Source organism: Paenibacillus sp. Z6-24, assembly GCF_054161335.1.
On the sequence record NZ_CP096398.1, the window covers coordinates 2,708,581 to 2,725,370 of the forward strand.

At 42.7% G+C, this 16,790-nt stretch carries 10 protein-coding genes; 1 reads left to right on the forward strand and 9 read right to left on the reverse strand.

Features of this window, described 5'->3' with window-relative positions; genetic code table 11:
* Positions 1-57 precede the first annotated feature (57 nt).
* Positions 58-1,095 (reverse strand): quercetin 2,3-dioxygenase, encoded by a 1,038-nt coding sequence (locus M1D61_RS11800; protein WP_458118701.1) that lies wholly within the window; start codon positions 1,093-1,095, stop codon positions 58-60.
* 200 nt (positions 1,096-1,295) lie between these two features.
* Here M1D61_RS11800 and M1D61_RS11805 point away from each other — a divergent pair, with 200 nt between their 5' ends.
* Positions 1,296-2,255 carry a helix-turn-helix domain-containing protein gene (locus tag M1D61_RS11805; protein WP_458118702.1) on the forward strand — a complete coding sequence of 320 codons (960 nt, stop codon included), beginning with the start codon at positions 1,296-1,298 and terminating at the stop codon, positions 2,253-2,255.
* A gap of 209 nt (positions 2,256-2,464) precedes the next feature.
* Here M1D61_RS11805 and M1D61_RS11810 read toward each other — a convergent pair whose 3' ends face one another.
* The 8 genes from M1D61_RS11810 to M1D61_RS11845 all read right to left on the reverse strand — a co-directional run bounded on the left by M1D61_RS11810 (position 2,465) and on the right by M1D61_RS11845 (position 16,788).
* Positions 2,465-3,562: an SDR family oxidoreductase gene (locus M1D61_RS11810; RefSeq protein ID WP_458118703.1), complete on the reverse strand. Its 1,098-nt coding sequence runs from the start codon at positions 3,560-3,562 to the stop codon at positions 2,465-2,467.
* A 158-nt stretch (positions 3,563-3,720) separates the two neighbouring features.
* On the reverse strand, positions 3,721-4,482 hold the full coding sequence (locus tag M1D61_RS11815) for a DL-endopeptidase inhibitor IseA family protein (protein ID WP_458118704.1): 762 nt from the start codon (positions 4,480-4,482) through the stop codon (positions 3,721-3,723).
* A 190-nt stretch (positions 4,483-4,672) separates the two neighbouring features.
* Positions 4,673-6,565, reverse strand: a complete 1,893-nt coding sequence (locus M1D61_RS11820; protein ID WP_458118705.1) for a serine hydrolase — start codon at positions 6,563-6,565, stop codon at positions 4,673-4,675.
* Between the two features lie 91 nt (positions 6,566-6,656).
* Positions 6,657-7,715 carry a sensor histidine kinase gene (locus tag M1D61_RS11825; RefSeq protein WP_458118706.1) on the reverse strand — a complete coding sequence of 353 codons (1,059 nt, stop codon included), beginning with the start codon at positions 7,713-7,715 and terminating at the stop codon, positions 6,657-6,659.
* Positions 7,705-8,403 carry a response regulator transcription factor gene (locus tag M1D61_RS11830; RefSeq protein WP_458118707.1) on the reverse strand — a complete coding sequence of 233 codons (699 nt, stop codon included), beginning with the start codon at positions 8,401-8,403 and terminating at the stop codon, positions 7,705-7,707. Before M1D61_RS11830 ends, M1D61_RS11825 begins: the two co-directional genes overlap by 11 nt.
* Positions 8,404-8,494: 91 nt before the next feature.
* Positions 8,495-12,274: a non-ribosomal peptide synthetase family protein gene (locus tag M1D61_RS11835; RefSeq protein WP_458118708.1), complete on the reverse strand. Its 3,780-nt coding sequence runs from the start codon at positions 12,272-12,274 to the stop codon at positions 8,495-8,497.
* A gap of 13 nt (positions 12,275-12,287) precedes the next feature.
* The gene (locus M1D61_RS11840) at positions 12,288-13,205 is read right to left on the reverse strand and encodes a CPBP family intramembrane glutamic endopeptidase (RefSeq protein WP_458118709.1); all 918 of its coding nucleotides are present in this window, start codon (positions 13,203-13,205) and stop codon (positions 12,288-12,290) included.
* A gap of 31 nt (positions 13,206-13,236) precedes the next feature.
* A complete protein-coding gene (locus M1D61_RS11845; RefSeq protein ID WP_458118710.1) occupies positions 13,237-16,788 on the reverse strand; it encodes a condensation domain-containing protein in 3,552 nt (1,183 codons plus the stop codon).
* Positions 16,789-16,790 lie beyond the last annotated feature (2 nt).

Here is a 16,790-nt window from a genome sequence, read left to right on the forward strand (position 1 = left end):
TACAGGATATAGAGACCAGCCCTATATCCTGTATATGTCATCTTATCCTTTGTTGAATTATTTCTTCTGGTGAGAGTTCGGTGGTCCTACGACATTCAGATCCAGTGTGTCGATGTTCGCCATCAGACGGTCAATACGCGCCGGTCCCGGGTTATTCGGGAACGTGTAATGTTCGTATTCGTCACCCAGCAGCCGGAAGAAAGGTTCGAACAATCCGCTGACGAGCAGCCCCACGACTTTGGTAAAATGATCATCCAGACGGTAGGAGTGAACCGTACCGGCAGGCACATGCAGGAAATCGCCCGGGAACAGCTGAATCTCTTCATCATTGGCCCACATGGTCATACGGCCCTGTGTACAGAAAAATGTCTCGGTATGATGATCATGGTAGTGGGAGACGATCTCATCTCCTTTTGGACCATCACTGGCAACGACGATATAAGCACCATCAGTCGTCTTCTGGGTAGCCAGCAGACGGTGTACCTGATCGCCGGTCAGCAGGCGGATACCTTCGCCGCTCTCCAGTACATAGTTGCCCACTTCATCGGGTACGACATGATTGCTGACCAGCTCATATGCCGGGAATTCGGTGCTGCCGGCAGAGAATACGATATCCGCATTCTGCTCGGCCTGGCGACGGTGCTCCTCGGAATAGGCATGATCCGTAAATGGTGGATACTCGATATACTCGTACGATTGACCGAGAGCCGGATAGACTTTGGTAATATCACCGGAGATCGAGTACGAGATGAAGCTGTTACGGTGCCCAAGCAGCTGATAGGCATGTTCGGTGCCTGGTGTAATATGTGCATAGTCACCCGGCAGCAGCAGATGGCTCTGTCCGTCAATCACGAACTGTACACGTCCTTCCATCACATAGATGGATTCGTACGTATTCGGATGACTGTGCATCGGGAAGCTCTCGCCTTTGGGTCCGCCGATAACTGCTGCAGAGAAAATATCACCTGTGCTCTCTGCGTTGGCAATAATCGTAGCGACCTGGTTGCCGAACAGATAACGGTCTCCGTCACCTCTGCGCAGCAGATAAGGCATTTTTTCCTGAGGTAAATGGGTAATAAGCTTGGTTGTTGTCATGATCTTCCTCCTATAGGGTATACGATAAATTTGAATGTTATTCACGCTGAAGGTATGCTGATTCATCCTGTCCAGCCCTTTGCCGGTGCGGTGATGCTCAAAACCTTACTTATTTATTGTAGCCAACATTATAAATTTGAAATATAGTTAAAGACGACAGAGTTATGGGCAATCACGACATGAATCCAGGAGAACATCCAATGACCACACCCGAACTGAAGATGGTAGACCATCCTTTTGAAAATAACAATCCGCTCTCTTTTCTGACAATCGACGTCATGCAATCGTATCAGCAGCATGCTCATCCGTTTTATGAAATTATCTATGTATCGGAAGGCAGAGGACTGCTGTTTATCGACAAGGAATCGCTGGAAGTATCTGAAGGCGATCTGTTCTTTATTCCGATTGGCATTCATCATATGTTCTATCGGCAGGACAGCAAACAGCCAGCTCAGCTGCAGATCATGAATTGCATGTTTTTGCCGGAAGTACTGATGACAAGTGATACTCAGGAAAATCTGGCATGGGATGAAGAATTTCAGGAGATTGCCGGATTTTTCCGCAGGACCGAGCGCTGGCTGGGATACCGGGAACAGAATAATGAATTTGCCCGGATTATGTATTCCATGCATCTCAATCAGATGAATGCAACTCCCGGCTATCGATATAAGCTGTACCTTTCACTGCTGGAACTGCTGCATACGATGCATATGCACAGCCAGTTCAGCTACCCGGCGGCTCCGATGAAGATTGAAGACCCGGTGACTTTTACCACTAATTATGTACAGACTCACTACCGTAATCCGCTCAAGCTGGAAGAGCTATGCCAGTGGATCTCCATCAGCCCGCGTCATCTCCAGCGTAAGCTGAAGCAGGCGACAGGCCAGACCTTTATCCAGCTGCTGCAAAATGTACGTGTCATGCAAAGCTGTGAACTGCTGATTGAGACAGACTGGAGTATACAGATGATCGCTGCCGAAGTCGGCGTGCATGATATGAAGTACTTTTACCGGATCTTCAAAACCCGCTGTGGTCTGACCCCTTCTCAGTTCCGCAAGCAGCATACCGGCGGCACTGAAGTAACGGAAGGAAAACTGCATATTGAAGGTAATCCACGCCCGAGAGCGCAGGAACATACCGACGACAGTCCCAAACTATGAACAAATCGGCATATTGACGATACCCCCGAACCTGAAACAAAACAGTATATCGACCATCACCTGATATCAAGAACGAGGCAACACTGGATCATCTGCACGCATAAAAGCCGGAAGGGATATTCCCCCTCCGGCTTTTTATCTTTGTTTCCTATTCACTTGTTGTTCGGTAGATACTGCTGTAACCCAGTCTGCAATGAACTTGCCTGCTGTTATTCTGTATGTTCTGGGCGATGTTCACGCGCAGCTTCCAGAGCCAGCGGAGCAGCCGCAGCAGGTGTTGTCAGTGAATTATGATCCGATCCCCGCTTGGAGTAGGCACAGATCAGTGTCGTCAATCCGGCAAGTGCCAGCGTTGTGATAATCGGATGCTTGGTCGCTTCCACATACAGACTGCCTTTACGGATATGTCCTTCATGGGTACCGCGTTCATGCATTCCATATCCGGCATGGTACAGAGCACTAGCTTCCGGCGGGTTGGATGGTCTGTCTTTGGACTGCTGACCACGGAACATCACCGCTTCGAAGATTAGATCGGTTACACGCGGTACGAAGTTGCCGAACAGCGCACCTAGTCTTGCCTGGGAACCGACAAACATATCCCGTTTCGGATGCTCGGCTGCATATAGAATCGCTTTTGCTACCGCTTCGGGCGGGTAGATCATTCCTCTATGGGCCGGCTGCTTGTCCAGATAGCTGCGAGCATGTTCGTTATACGGCGTGTCGATACGTCCCGGATGAACCAGTGTGACGGAGACCGGCGCCTTTTCCTTTTCCAGCTCCATGCGCAGATTCTCGGTCCAGCCATGTACGGCAAACTTGGCCGAAGAATAGGTGGACTGTATCACTACACCACGGTCGCCGAAAATACTGCCGATATTGATCAGCGCACCCGGTACACGGCGCTCCTTGAAATGCTTCACAGCTGCACGGGAGCCATACACGACACCCCAGTAGACAGTATCGAACATACGCTTCATATCATCAATGCTCACTTCGGTCGCTTTACCAAAAATGGAGACACCTGCATTATTTACCCAAGTGTCAAATCGGCCGAAGGTACGGATCGCTGTCTCGGCAATGCGTTTTACATCTTCTTCTTTCCCTACATCCGCGGTCACCCAGGTCGCGGGATAACCTTTGCCGCGCAGTTCTGCCGCCAGCTGGATAATCGCCTCTTCATTACGTGCAGCCAGAACAACTTTGGCTCCTCTTGCTGCCGCCATTCTCGCTGTTACCAGACCTATTCCACTTGATGCACCCGTAATTACGATTACCTGATCTTTTAATTTTTTAAGTGATACTGCCATGATGGTGATCCCTCCTCGAAATAGTCTCAACAACAATTTACCCGCAGACAGGCGAGCCCAATCCCGGATACCATTTTCGCTGGATTGGAAAGCTGGAAAAAGAGCCTGACCACGCTGCGTCAGGCTCTTGATATGTGCTTTCTGAACAGTGATGTTATTTAGAACAGTACATGTGATGCAGTGTTAATTTTCCATTGCCCGTCGACCAGTGCAAACTTCACCATTACACGTTTAACGGGTTGGATATTGTCCACATAAGGAACAGTCAGGCGATATACACGGGAAGTGTCTGTCATGCTGATCATTTTGGCTGTGGCGCGGTCGAATTCCAGCAGACTGCCTCCGTCCGCTTCCAGCTGAGCCATTTTGCCGTTATTCTGGACAAAATATTTCTGGATAAACGTCTCGCTGGCTTGCTTGGTATACGTCTCCATCAGATAGGCCAGCAGCTTGCTGTGGGTGCCGATATCCTGGGAAAGATAACGGTATCTCTGTCCGCTTAGTGTAAACGTACCTGCTGCTGTACCGGATGCTCCGCCGGAAGTAGTGTAAGTGTATCTTTTTTGTGCTTCCACGACGAGTGGAATAACAGTCTCGTGGTTTAATTTGCTGACACCGGTCCATGCTGCATATGTAGATGCTGTAGCCGTCGTAGTACCGGCAGCGGATGCAGCAGATTTGGTGCTGCTTTTACTGGATGGGCTGGTAGCAGCTGAATTTGATTTGGATTTTTTGTCTTTTTGATCCCCTTTAGCTTTGTCTGCAGCAGCGGTTTTTGAAGCGGAAGTGCTGGCAGAGCTCGATTTGGCTGTCGGCGTGATTGTAGTTGAAGCTGCCGAAGTTGGTGCTCCTGAATACAGGGAAGCGGATACGACGGCGGTCATCAGTAATGCAGTTGCTGTTGGTTTGGTCCAGTTCATGGTTGAGTTCGATCCTTTCGCTTGTCAAATCTGTAATGAGTGTATACTCTCTTATTTATTATGACAGCTGTGAGACAGATATTCCACTTTGGCAGCATGCAGCCATTTTTTGTTCGGTACCACCATTTTATCTGAATTATTTATGTCCGATTTACACGACTCTGAAAACCGGGATTAATCTCTCCTTAAATTAATAGAGATCCAAAAAGTAAGAATAGGACACAGCGCCCACTGAGGAGCAAAACAAAAGTGTATAAAAGACAGCACTCCATTTGCCCAGTTGTTTTGTACTCCATCCCTTAATACCAAACCGCAGCATAATCAGTGATAATAAAGCGATAACAGCACTGATGGCCCAAACGATTATCAGTATAACGGCTCTGAACGAATCACTGGAAGTAAACATAACCAGTATTATGCACACTCCGAGTAAAATAATCAAAATGTTCAGCCAGTTGGAGATGATTCTTGCCTTTAATGAATATCCTTCAGGTCTATTTATTTTTTTACGGAATAAAAACCGGAGCATTCCCCATACCATACCAACTGCCGCCATACCAAATACAAATGGACGTACAATATATTCCATTATCATTTCTTTCGTATTCAGCTTTTCCAGCGTTTGCAGGGGTACATCCATATTGATAACTCCATACTGTTTACCTGTACTATCTTGTTTGAAATAAATTTGCCGCCCGTTCTCCTTGCTAACATACAGATGATCTCCTGCATGTACGTACGTTCCACTCACTCTTGAATCAAAAGCCTGTACTTTAATATTGCCGTCTCCGGCATCCTTGATTGCTATTTTCAAAAACAGTCCTCTGCTTTTCAGCGGTCCTTCTAACAGACGTTGTGCAAAAACGTAGGAACCGCTAAGCGCTTCGGTATCTTCAGCTTTTAGACCAGTTGGAATATCGATTGGTGTACCCCCGGTTAATGGAATATTATAGTAACCATAAATGATATCTTCCAGCCCTTCACGCAGTGCCCCATCATCCAGGGTGTTATAGGACACAAAATATCCTAATTGCTGCTCTGGAGACATGGACAGCTGACTCGTAAATGTATCCGCATCCCCATTGTGCATAACAATATTCGGATTACGGTAATTTTCATAAAATCCGTAGCCATAACCGGGTAGGGAAGACTGTACCGAGAAATGTTTTTCCCGCATCAATTTGGCCGTATCGGTGTTCAGTATTCGGTTGTTGTTATATGTGCCATTTTGCAGATTGGCGAGCAGAAACTTGGCCATATCCCCTCCCGTAGATATCAGGGCACCAGCAGGATAAACAAGAACGCTGCCCGGTTCTTGTGGTGCAAAGTTCTCATTTTCGTATGCATATCCACGGGAAGCATATTGTACATTCTCCGGGGATAACGCGTAGAACGAATGACTCATCTGCAAAGGAGTAAAGATTTGCTCAGTCAAATAGCGGTCAAAAGATTTGCCGGTAACCTGTTCCACAAGATGACCGATCAGTGTATAGCCATAATTGCTGTATTGAATCACTTCTCCAGGCGGTCTTTCCAGTGGAGGCAGATGTTCTTTAAGAGTATCTATAAGCGGTTTGGGATTTTTTATTAATCCTTCGCTGTATATCCCTTCCACACTTTCAGCCAGTCCGCTGGTTTGTGTAAGCAAATGCTCCAGGGTAAGTGGTTCGGCATAAGAATTTTGTACCTGTATGTCTTTAAAATATGTATTGACATCCTCGTTCAAATTAATCTTTTTTTGTTCTACCTGCTGCATTGCTGCTACAGCGGTAAACAGTTTGCTGACCGAACCGATACGGAACAAGGTCGTATCCGGGTCTACCTTTTTTTGCTGTGCTGTATCGGCATAACCATAACCTTGATTTAGAACAACCTTTCCATCTTTGACTATAGTTACAACGGCACCTGCAATATGCTGTGTCTTCATCGTTTTTTCCATATAATCGTTTACTGTGCCGGCCAGATCTGCTTTGGCAGCTGTATCTGCTGCCCCAATCACTTTGGCAGGCAGCAGATTAATGATCAAGAGTGCGATTATAAAAAAAAGTACCGGCTTTACGCATATCATTTTGAGTTTTTGCATTATTAATTCCTCCCGTTTTTTCTCTTGTGTCCAGTCTAAAAGAAAGTCATTACTATAAATGAAAGAAATACTTACGACTTTCTTAAGAAAATCAAAACGGAATCCGAATCACAAATGCAGTCGCCTGTTGGCTGCTTGTTACCGTAATATCGCCACCATGCATCTTTGCTATATTTTTAGAAATGGCCAGCCCCATGCCTTTGCCGCCTGTATCAGCGCTGCGCGACTTTTCTCCCCTGTAAAATCGCTCAAATATATGCGGCAGATCTTTCTCTGGAATAGCCTCGCCATAATTAGTGATGCTCAGCTGCATAAAAGATGAATAGGACTGCAAACAAAAATCAAGTTTTCCGCCTTTTGCACCATATGCAATGGAGTTACGAATCATATTTTGAAGCATCCGAACCACTAGCTTGATATCTACATTGACTACAACAGGAGCCGGAGGAGCTTCCATTTGAAAACTCATATTTGCCTGTTCCAATTGAGGCACAAAATCAATAATGACCTGCTGTAGTAATTCACGGATTTCCACTTTTTCCTTATTCACATGATATTCGCGATAACTGATCGTACAGTATTCCAACAGATCCTGAATCAGCTTTTTGAGTTCTTCACATTTGCGGGTCGCAATATCAATATACTTTTCCTGTTCCTTCCCACCGTCTTTGATCAATTCGATATATCCTGCCAGTGAAGTGATTGGAGTTCGCAGATCATGCGATATGTTGGCGATCATTTCTGTTTTTAATAACTCGGCAGCTTGCTCCCTTTCTCGCATCTGTCTTAAATTATGCACCATCCGGTTAATCTGACGGCTGAGATTGCCTATTTCGTCCGCAGCTGACGTTTGCAGCTGAATATCCCAATTCCCTTTACCGATCTCGTTCACGCAATTGTTAATATGCTGAATTCTTTTCATCATTCGATAGGAAAACAAATAAAAGAACAGGGTCATCAATATAAAAAATAAAAGTACATAATAGAAGGAATACTTTTGTTCGAATGCATCACTGCCACCGGTCAGCATATTTAGTCTGCTGCCAAATACCGACTGCAGTACGGTAATGCTTATAAGGGCAAACAAAAGACTGGATACGAAAATAACGAGAAATTTTAACCGGATGCCGATCTGCCATCTAAGCTTCAATTTTATAACCTACTCCCCAAATGTTTTTAATGATTTTAGGCTCTCTCAAATGATCTTCAATTTTTTCGCGCAGTCTGGCGATATGAACCATCACGGTATTATTTCCGGTATAATACTTTTCCTTCCACACTTTTTCAAAAATTTCTTCCATGCTGAAAACCTTGTTTTTATGGAGCGCCAGTAAAAGTAAAATGTCATATTCGGTACGTGTCAATTTGATCGGCTTGCCATACAAATCCACATTTCTTGCCGCCGGATCAATTGTTAGTCCATGAATTTGAATAGTATGAGTTTCGACCGCAGGAAGGTTACTGTTCAAATATGTATATCTTCGCAGCTGTGCCTTGACTCTTGCGATGAGTTCAATAGAACTAAACGGCTTCACCATATAATCATCTGCTCCGGTACTGAGTCCAATAACTTTGTCCCAATCTTCTGCACGGGCACTTAGCATAATGATCGGAATTTGATAATTTTCCCGAATTCGGCGGCATAATTCTATTCCATCCATATCGGGCATCATTACATCCAGAATAGCCAGTCGTATATCCTCTTTTTCCAAATGTTGAAGTGCTTCGCGAGCATGATGAACCTTGATAACTTCGTACTGCTCTTTGGTCAATAGAATATGGATAAATTCAACAATATCAGGGTCATCATCAATAATCATAATTTTGTATTTGCTCATCTGATTTCATCCTTCCTTTCATAAGACAGAGACAGAATCAACCTGAACGGGATTCTGTCTCTTGCATTGTTCATTATTCTAATTTGGATACTTATTGGATAAAACCTGCTTTTTTCCAGTAATTCATCATTTTATTCAAAGCTTCTTCGTTCATTTCATGCCATTTAAACCCTACTCGTTGCAGCAGCATTACCGTTTTATCGTTCCTTAAAGCATATTCAGTTGTATGCTCACCGGAATGTGTAAGGATATCGCTTAACAATCGATCAAGTTGATGGCTGTTCTCATTGTTTTTGACATATGAAGACACACTGAGCAAAAACTCATCCATATTCTTGATCTCTATAGTGTGATCCAGCTGCTGAAACATATTCCCTATTTCCTTTATACTTAACTGATATGGATTATACATATGAAAAATCTCATTAGTTAGCGCTTCTCGGTTAAATAGCATTATGATCGAGTCTGCCAGTTGATCCACATATGAAAAATTAAGTAAGGGTTCTGTCAATGCAGGAAAAACCTTTAATAACATATATGATTTAAGCATATTGCAAACTGCATTATCATCTATATTCTTTTGAAAATGACCTGTATCGTATTCGAATGAAACATTTCCCAGTCTGAAAATTTTCACGCACAATGATGGATCATTTTGAGAAGCAGCCCATATCATTTTTTCTGCTTCAAGCTTAGTTTGCGAATAATAACTATTCGACTTTTGCCCTTGATCCATATCGTATTCTGTGTACAATATACGATCAACACCATGAATATCCCCATCTGCAATAGTAGTTGTAGAAATATGGCTGATGTCTTTTTTAATGCCGAGTTGTGCAAAATCAATAATATGACGGGTTCCACGAATATTTGTATCGTAAAATTCCTTGTAATGCCCATAATGCTTTACCAAGGCTGCGGAATGAATAATACAATCACATTTATGGGCAAGATTATTATAAACAGCCTCCGATAAATCAAAAAGTGGCTGAGAGACATCTCCCGGGATTACAATGATTCGCTGCCTCCATGCTTCCTCAAAGGAGTTTTTAAAATAGAATTTCCATACTTCTTCGAGTCTTGTATCAGATTGCTCTTTTGTTTGTCCTCGAACCAGTACATATATTGTACTTAATGTACTCTGCAAAAGTTGTCTTAATAAGTAAATCCCCACATAACCGGTAGCACCTGTAATCAATATATTTTGGTAATGCTTTTTAGTATCCAAAGATAAGGATGCATAAGAATGAAGTTTGGCAATATAGGCATTTTCCGCTTCGTCAATCTGATTTCCGGCCGTTGTAATATTAGATTGTCCATATTCCTGAACATCCTTCACCTCTTGATCCAGGGTATTATCAACCAATACTTTATTCTTCATTTGAGTCAAATGAAGGGCTAATTCAGTAATTGTTGGATGCTCATATACATCATTAATGGCTATTGTAAAATACTCTGCCAAATATCCCGCAGCACGAATAGCTTTTAACGAATCTCCTCCCAATCTAAAAAAATTATCATAGATCCCTATCTTTTCTTTGTTTAATACTTTGCACCATATACGCTCAATCTGTATTTCAATCGAAGTTGTTGGGGAAATATATTTATTGTTCATAATATTTGCAGTCTGAGGCAAAGGAAGAATATTTCGATCAATTTTCCCATTTACGGTTAAGGGAAATTCATTCAATAATACAAAATGTTTGGGGATCATATAGTCAGGCACGTATAAAGACAGATAATGATGAAGTTCAGATTCTTTTGTCGGCTGATTTACGGTGTAATAAGCGCATAATGACTTTGTGTTATCTGCCTGTTCTACCATTTTAACCACAGCTTGTTTGATTACTTTAAACGATTCCAATCGTCGTTCAATTTCTCCGGTTTCAATACGAAATCCATTTATTTTGATCTGGGAATCCGTACGTCCCAGAAAATTCAATTTCCCATCCTGTCTAAGTTTAACCATATCGCCTGTTTTATATACTCTGCCTGTTCCGGTAAAAGGGTTGGGGATGAACTTTTCTGCTGTAAGTGCATCGTTTCGCCAGTATCCCCGTGCTAATCGTCCTCCTCCTATCCAGAGTTCTCCTTTCACGCCAGGTGGGCACAGGTTTCCATCTTGATCAGTAATATAAATAATAGTATCCGCAACAGGCCAGCCAATACAGCTTCGATCCTGAATTTCCATATTTCTCAATATACTGGTTACAATAGTATTTTCAGTAGGCCCATATTCATTGATCAATTCAATATTCAGTTGCATGCATTGCTCAATCAGTTCAAACGGGGTAATATCTCCCCCAACTGTTATGGCCTGTAATACTGCAGCTCCCAATTTGTCCATCGACTCAATAATTAACTGAGCCAGTGCAGGAACACTGTGTAAATGCGTAACTGAACTATCTCTTATGATGCGCTGCAGTTCATGAACATTTTTTAGATGTTCGCTTTGTGGGAGAATTACGGTACTCCCACTCATCAAAGGAGCAAAAAACCCTCCAATAAATCCGTCAAACGCAAAAGATACGAGCTGTAAAACAGTATGTTGACTGTTAAAAGCATATTCTTTTTGACGCCAGAGCATAGTTTTGACTATAGTTTGGTGCTCAATCATAACGCCTTTGGGAGTACCGGTGGAACCGGAAGTATAAATAAGATAAGCCAGATCATCTGAACAAACCGCGTTATCCAGCAGATTACTGCCGTCCCCTTCCTCTAACGGTTCGTTATCCATATTAAAAATGTGTACATTATTTTCAAAGCGAGACGTATACATGTCCTGGGTCAACACCAACTGAATTTCACTGTCTTCCATAATATGCTGCAGCCTGTGTTGCGGATACCTGGGATCAATGGGCACATAAGCTTTACCTGCTTTGAGAATAGCCAGTAATCCGATTGCCAGGTGAATCGATGGTTCAATCATAATACCTACATATTTGTCATTGGGTGAGATCTTATTCTGGATACGGCGTGCGACACGATTGGCATACATATGCAATTCTTCGTACGTTATGGAATGGCTGCCTGATATGATTGCTGTTTGGTCAGGTGTTGCTGCAGCCTGAAGCTCCAAATAACAATGCAGCGGTACAGGTTCCATTTCCTCATCATTGTTATTATGAATACCGTCATATGAATCACAAGGCATAATATGCAGAGATTTGATTGGCGTTTCTGGACAGGAAACGGCAGCATGGAGAGCATATTCCAGACTGTTTGCTATATTTTGTATCGTATACGCATCATACAGCCCCGAATCATAATCTATCTTTACTGTTTCTTCATCAAAAATAAATATGCAGGGAAAGTCCAATTGACGGTGGTCCTCAAGATTTTGAATCGGTTCAACAGCGACCATCACATCAATCATGGGTATGCGTCCAAGATCCGTCTGCGGATACAATCTATGCATAATAGACTCGACAGGTGCATTTTGATGAGTGTTTGCTTCCAGCAAAGCTTCACGAGTTTGTAAAAGTAATTCTTTGAACAGTGTATCGCCAGCTGCCATTCCCCGAATGGGCAAAAAACTGTTCAGCATTCTTTTGGCTTCTGCTTGTTTATAAATCGGTGTGCCAATTACCAGGTCCTGAACACCGGTATATTTGTAGAGCAGTACTTTAACAATACTTATTGCAATCATATGCAATTTGTAAGGAGACTTGTCCGTTAACCGATTTATTTTATTTTTGCAATCTGCCGACCAGTACAGTCGATACTCATTTCGGTTTGATTCCTGATTAAACCTGTCGTAATCATACGAAAATCCGGTAGCAGATTCTATGTGTGCCAGTCTGTTTTCCCAGTAGTCTTTATGGGAAGATTCATTTCCCAAAACCCATACCGTTTTATCAGGACCGCTCAATGTAATGCCCCCTTTAAATGTTTATTTCAGTTTTCGACAACATTATTCTAGTTCTTTTTTTGTTATATAAATACAAAACTGCTAACGATAAAGCATTTACAAATGCAGTACATATTCCTGTTGGAGTGCCAATAAATGAATAAACCGCTTCAGAGTGGAAAACAAATAAAGAAGGCAATCCATAATCATACTTTTGAAAAGCAACCACATTCAAGAGTAAAAAGTGAAGAGTCGAGTGAATACCTGCACTGACAAAGATCGACCCTGTAATTATGTAAAGATAACCAAATAACATCCCTGTCAAAAAAATACCGATAATATCAGCGATATAAAAATTATTCATCATTTCCGGCACAATAAAAATCAGGGCAGATAACCATAATGCATACGCAGGTTTCCATTTTAACAGCCGGTTCAATATATATCCCCTGAACAGGATTTCCTCATAAAATCCGGTAATTACACTAAAAATGATTCCACACCCCAGAAATGCAGCCATTTTGATATCCATATGCTGCAAAGACTGGGAAGCAGAAAATTCGAATAATCCTGCTGCCATACCTGCTGCCACGAATATAACCATTGTCACCAGAGCAATCAAAACTCCGGCACCGAATTGCATTAACGGCTTATGTATCGGTCGGTTAACAAACAAATTAACCGGGCGAATGTTATCCACTTTATAGGCAAACCAAAACAGCAGACCCAGAAAAACGATGTTGGCCAGTGCAGTGCAAACCAGAAATAACGGGTTACCCACTACCATCCCCATAATCGCTTCCTCTCCCGATACAGAACCGACATTGGCATGCGTATAATAACTCGAGAACAACATGTATATGGCCATATTCAGAACATTAACAATAATCAGTGACAGGATTACCAGTATTACAATTTTGGTGAATAATGTACTGCTTTTTGAAGATGCCATTATTGTACCTCCCTTTTTCATATGCACTCATCTAAAAATGAAATATTGTATCCTCTTGCTCCAAAATCGCCGTATCTGCTTCATGAAACAAACTTGCCAATTTAAGATTCTCCAGCAGTTCTGCAGGATCTTCCGTAACAAACCGAAGGGTTTCCATGAACTGATGGGCCAGTTCTTCCACTGTTTCTTTTTTGAATACAGCTGTTTGATATTCAAAATTAAGCCTGAGTTCATTGTCAGCTTCATATACGATGAGTGATAAGGCATAAGGTGCCTGAACAAGATCGAAATTAACCGTTTTTGCAGTTAACTGATTAAGCTTCAATTCGGATGAGGCGAAATTTTGGAATGTAAATGTGACGTCAAACAAGCCGGTTTGTTTGCTTTCCCGATCAAGATTCAGATCATTAATAATATATTCCATTGGATATGCCTGATAATCAAAAGTCTTCACAGAGTTCGAAGTGACTTCCCCGAGCAACTGCTCAAATGTTTTATGTTGTGCAGGATAATTGCGCATGGGCAGCATATTTACAAACATGCCGATCATTCGTTCGCAATCTTTGTGCTCACGGCCCGAGCTTGCCGAACCGATCACAATATCATTTTGTCCGGTAACTTTCATAAGCGTAATATTGTAGGCGGCCAGCAGAACATTATACAGCGTAGTGTTAAAGGTGCGTGCCTGCAAAAGAATGCTATCCAGCAGATCCGATCCTATAACCGTATTAACAATATCTCCTTCATAACACGGGTTGGCCGGCTTTGCATAATCAAAAGGTAGATTTAAAACAGGTGGCTTTTTTTTGAATGTTTCTTGCCAGTAAGACCGATATTCATCGAGTCTACCCGCTTTTAATTTTTCATTTTGCCAGACCGCAAAATCCTTGTAATGAAGGTCAATATCAGGCAATGTATCACCGTTATAAATGTGCATAAATTCTTCTATAAACACCGCTTGCGAATGACCATCGGAAATAATATGGTGTATATCCAATAACAAAATATGATTTTGTTCATCCAGTGCCAAAAGTTCACAGCGCAGTAAAGGAGCACAGGTCAAATCAAATGGCTGAATAAATACTTCGGCTGTCTTTCTTATGTTCAAATGATTGTTGTCCACCTGTTTTATTTGGATTTCAATACTTGCAGATTCCTGAATAACCTGCACTGGCTCTCCGTCCACTATAGTAAATGATGTTCTAAAAATTTCATGCCGTTCTACCAGTTGATTGAGTGTGCGCTGCAATTTTGCATAATCAAGGTGCCCTTTCAACTCACACGCTCCGTAAATGTTATAGGCGGTGCCCGCTCCTTCCAGCATGCTTGTAATATACATCCTGCGCTGAGCCGGGCTTAGCAAATAATAAGCCTGTTTTTCAGCTTTTGGTATATGAATAACTTCTACTGGTTCATCGTTCACTATTTTCTGCTCCAGTGCATAAGCCATATCCTCAAGTCTTCCATGATTCAGCAGATCGCTGATCAAAACATGACATCCGATTTTCAACCCTATATCATTTACAATTTGCAAACTGATTACCGAGTCTCCTCCGAGTGAGAAATAGTTATCATTAATATTCAATTGAGTATACCCGAGTGCCGTTCCCCAGCTGTCCGCTATAATCTGCTCAAGCTGGCTGTATACCCCAGAACTTCTGCCAGTAAGTTTTACCGCTTTGTAGACTGACTCCATATTGCTGCAAGATGATAATTCTGTTGTCGGAAGAGGAGCATCCGCAGTAATATCCAGCCAGCATGATATACGGTCAAATGGATATACCGGCAGTCGTACGCGAACCCGCTGTTCGCCCTCATAAAGCTGATCCCAATCAGGCATGCCTCCCTGAATGTACAGACAGGCAATTTCTTTAAGCAGATCGGAATCTTTTATCTCCTGCTGTCTGTACAATGTTACGCTCGTTTTCATTTTTGTCGCTGTCTCGGCTGAAAGCGGGTGTGCTATCTGTATATGCTCTTCTGTCTGGAGATTTCGCAGAGCTATCAGCAGCTGTTGTAGCGTTTGGCCCGTAATAGCTGTTCTGTAATTATAATGTCCTCTTGCTTTGTTGGATGTGTAACATATATCTGCAACAGAAAGGTTTTTCTCCTGTTCCAATTTTTCAATATATCTCTCGATCAGGCTGTGCAAAGCTGTTATCGATTTGGCAGATATAGTGAGCAGATATGGACGGTCAGCTGGCTCCGTTAAGGCCTGTTTGGCAGCTGGAGCCTGTTGAAGTACAACATGGCAGTTCGTTCCACTTAATCCAAAAGAGCTTACGCCGCAGCTCCGCAGCTCACTTTCCGTATTCCAGTCTCTCAATATATCATTGGGGTAAACTGGAGAATTCTCAAAATCAATTTTGCTGTTAGGCATGCCCAGATGTACGATAGGAGGAATTTGTTTATATTGAAGTGATACAAGGCCCTTCAGCACACCGGCAATACCGGCCGCTGCTCCCAAATGCCCGATATTGGACTTGAGCGCACTTAATGCACAAAATTGCGTTCGGGAAGTATATTGCCGAAAAGCATTTGTGATCCCTTCAATTTCGATAGGATCGCCCAGGTTGGTTGCTGTTCCATGAGCTTCAATATACGATATATGTTCCGGATCTATACTAGCGTCTTTCCAGGCTTCGATAATTACGCTTTGCTGGGCAGCCGGGTTTGGAGCTGTAAGTCCGATGGAGTTACCGTCCTGATTAACAGCAGTTCCCTTGATAACACCATAAATTTGATCCTTGTCCTCTATCGCCTGCTGGAGAAGTTTGAGCACCATTACAACAGCGCCTTCCCCTGCGCCTGTACCATCGGAATCATCATCAAATGATCTGGTACGATTGGATGTTGATTCTATGCCCATTTTTTGTTCCATCTCGGTTGGGAAAATAACAAGTTCGGTAGATCCGGCAATAGCCAGAGAGCAATCGCCCGAACGCAGTCCCTGAACCGCTTGATGGATAGCCACCAACGAAGATGAACATGCCGTATCAAGGAAAAAGCTGGGACCGTGAAAATCCATGTAATATCCTATCCTGCTAGGAATCATGGAAGGCATATTTCCAATCATTCCCTGGGCAATCAGAGAAGAATCCACACTTTTTATCATATCCATATAAGTTCCCACAACAGGCTGGCAGAATCCACAATACACTCCGGTTTGGCTTCCTTTCAAAAGATCTCCACCATAGCCTGAATCTTCAATTGCCTCCCAGGCTAATTCCAAAAATATACGCTGATTTGGATCCATCAGGCTGGCTTCTTTCGGTGAAATACCAAAGAATGGATGGTCAAACTTATCAATTTCCGGCAAGTAAGCCATTTCCGTATACGAACCGGGAAGTCCCCCTTCTTTCCAGTGGTAGTATTTATCCAGTAATTCTTTACGTGTCTCTGGTATGGTTGAAATACAATCCTGCCCTTGGCTTAATATATCCCAGAACTGTTTGATTGTTTTTGCTCCCGGTAGCCGAAATGACATTCCAATAACAGCGATATCTCTGCTTGGTGCAGCTGTCTCTTTAATGTCTACTTCCAGATCGTCTGTACCGAAATCAATATCCTTGAATTCCAGCATTA

Bases quoted from the DNA above. Each gene is read 5' to 3' on its own strand.
- M1D61_RS11800 (WP_458118701.1), bottom strand. From the start codon at position 1,095: ATGACAACAACCAAGCTTATTACCCATTTACCTCAGGAAAAAATGCCT.
- M1D61_RS11805 (WP_458118702.1), top strand. From the start codon at position 1,296: ATGACCACACCCGAACTGAAGATGGTAGACCATCCTTTTGAAAATAAC.
- M1D61_RS11810 (WP_458118703.1), bottom strand. From the start codon at position 3,562: ATGGCAGTATCACTTAAAAAATTAAAAGATCAGGTAATCGTAATTACG.
- M1D61_RS11815 (WP_458118704.1), bottom strand. From the start codon at position 4,482: ATGAACTGGACCAAACCAACAGCAACTGCATTACTGATGACCGCCGTC.
- M1D61_RS11820 (WP_458118705.1), bottom strand. From the start codon at position 6,565: ATGCAAAAACTCAAAATGATATGCGTAAAGCCGGTACTTTTTTTTATA.
- M1D61_RS11830 (WP_458118707.1), bottom strand. From the start codon at position 8,403: ATGAGCAAATACAAAATTATGATTATTGATGATGACCCTGATATTGTT.
- M1D61_RS11840 (WP_458118709.1), bottom strand. From the start codon at position 13,205: ATGGCATCTTCAAAAAGCAGTACATTATTCACCAAAATTGTAATACTG.
- M1D61_RS11845 (WP_458118710.1), bottom strand. From the start codon at position 16,788: ATGCTGGAATTCAAGGATATTGATTTCGGTACAGACGATCTGGAAGTA.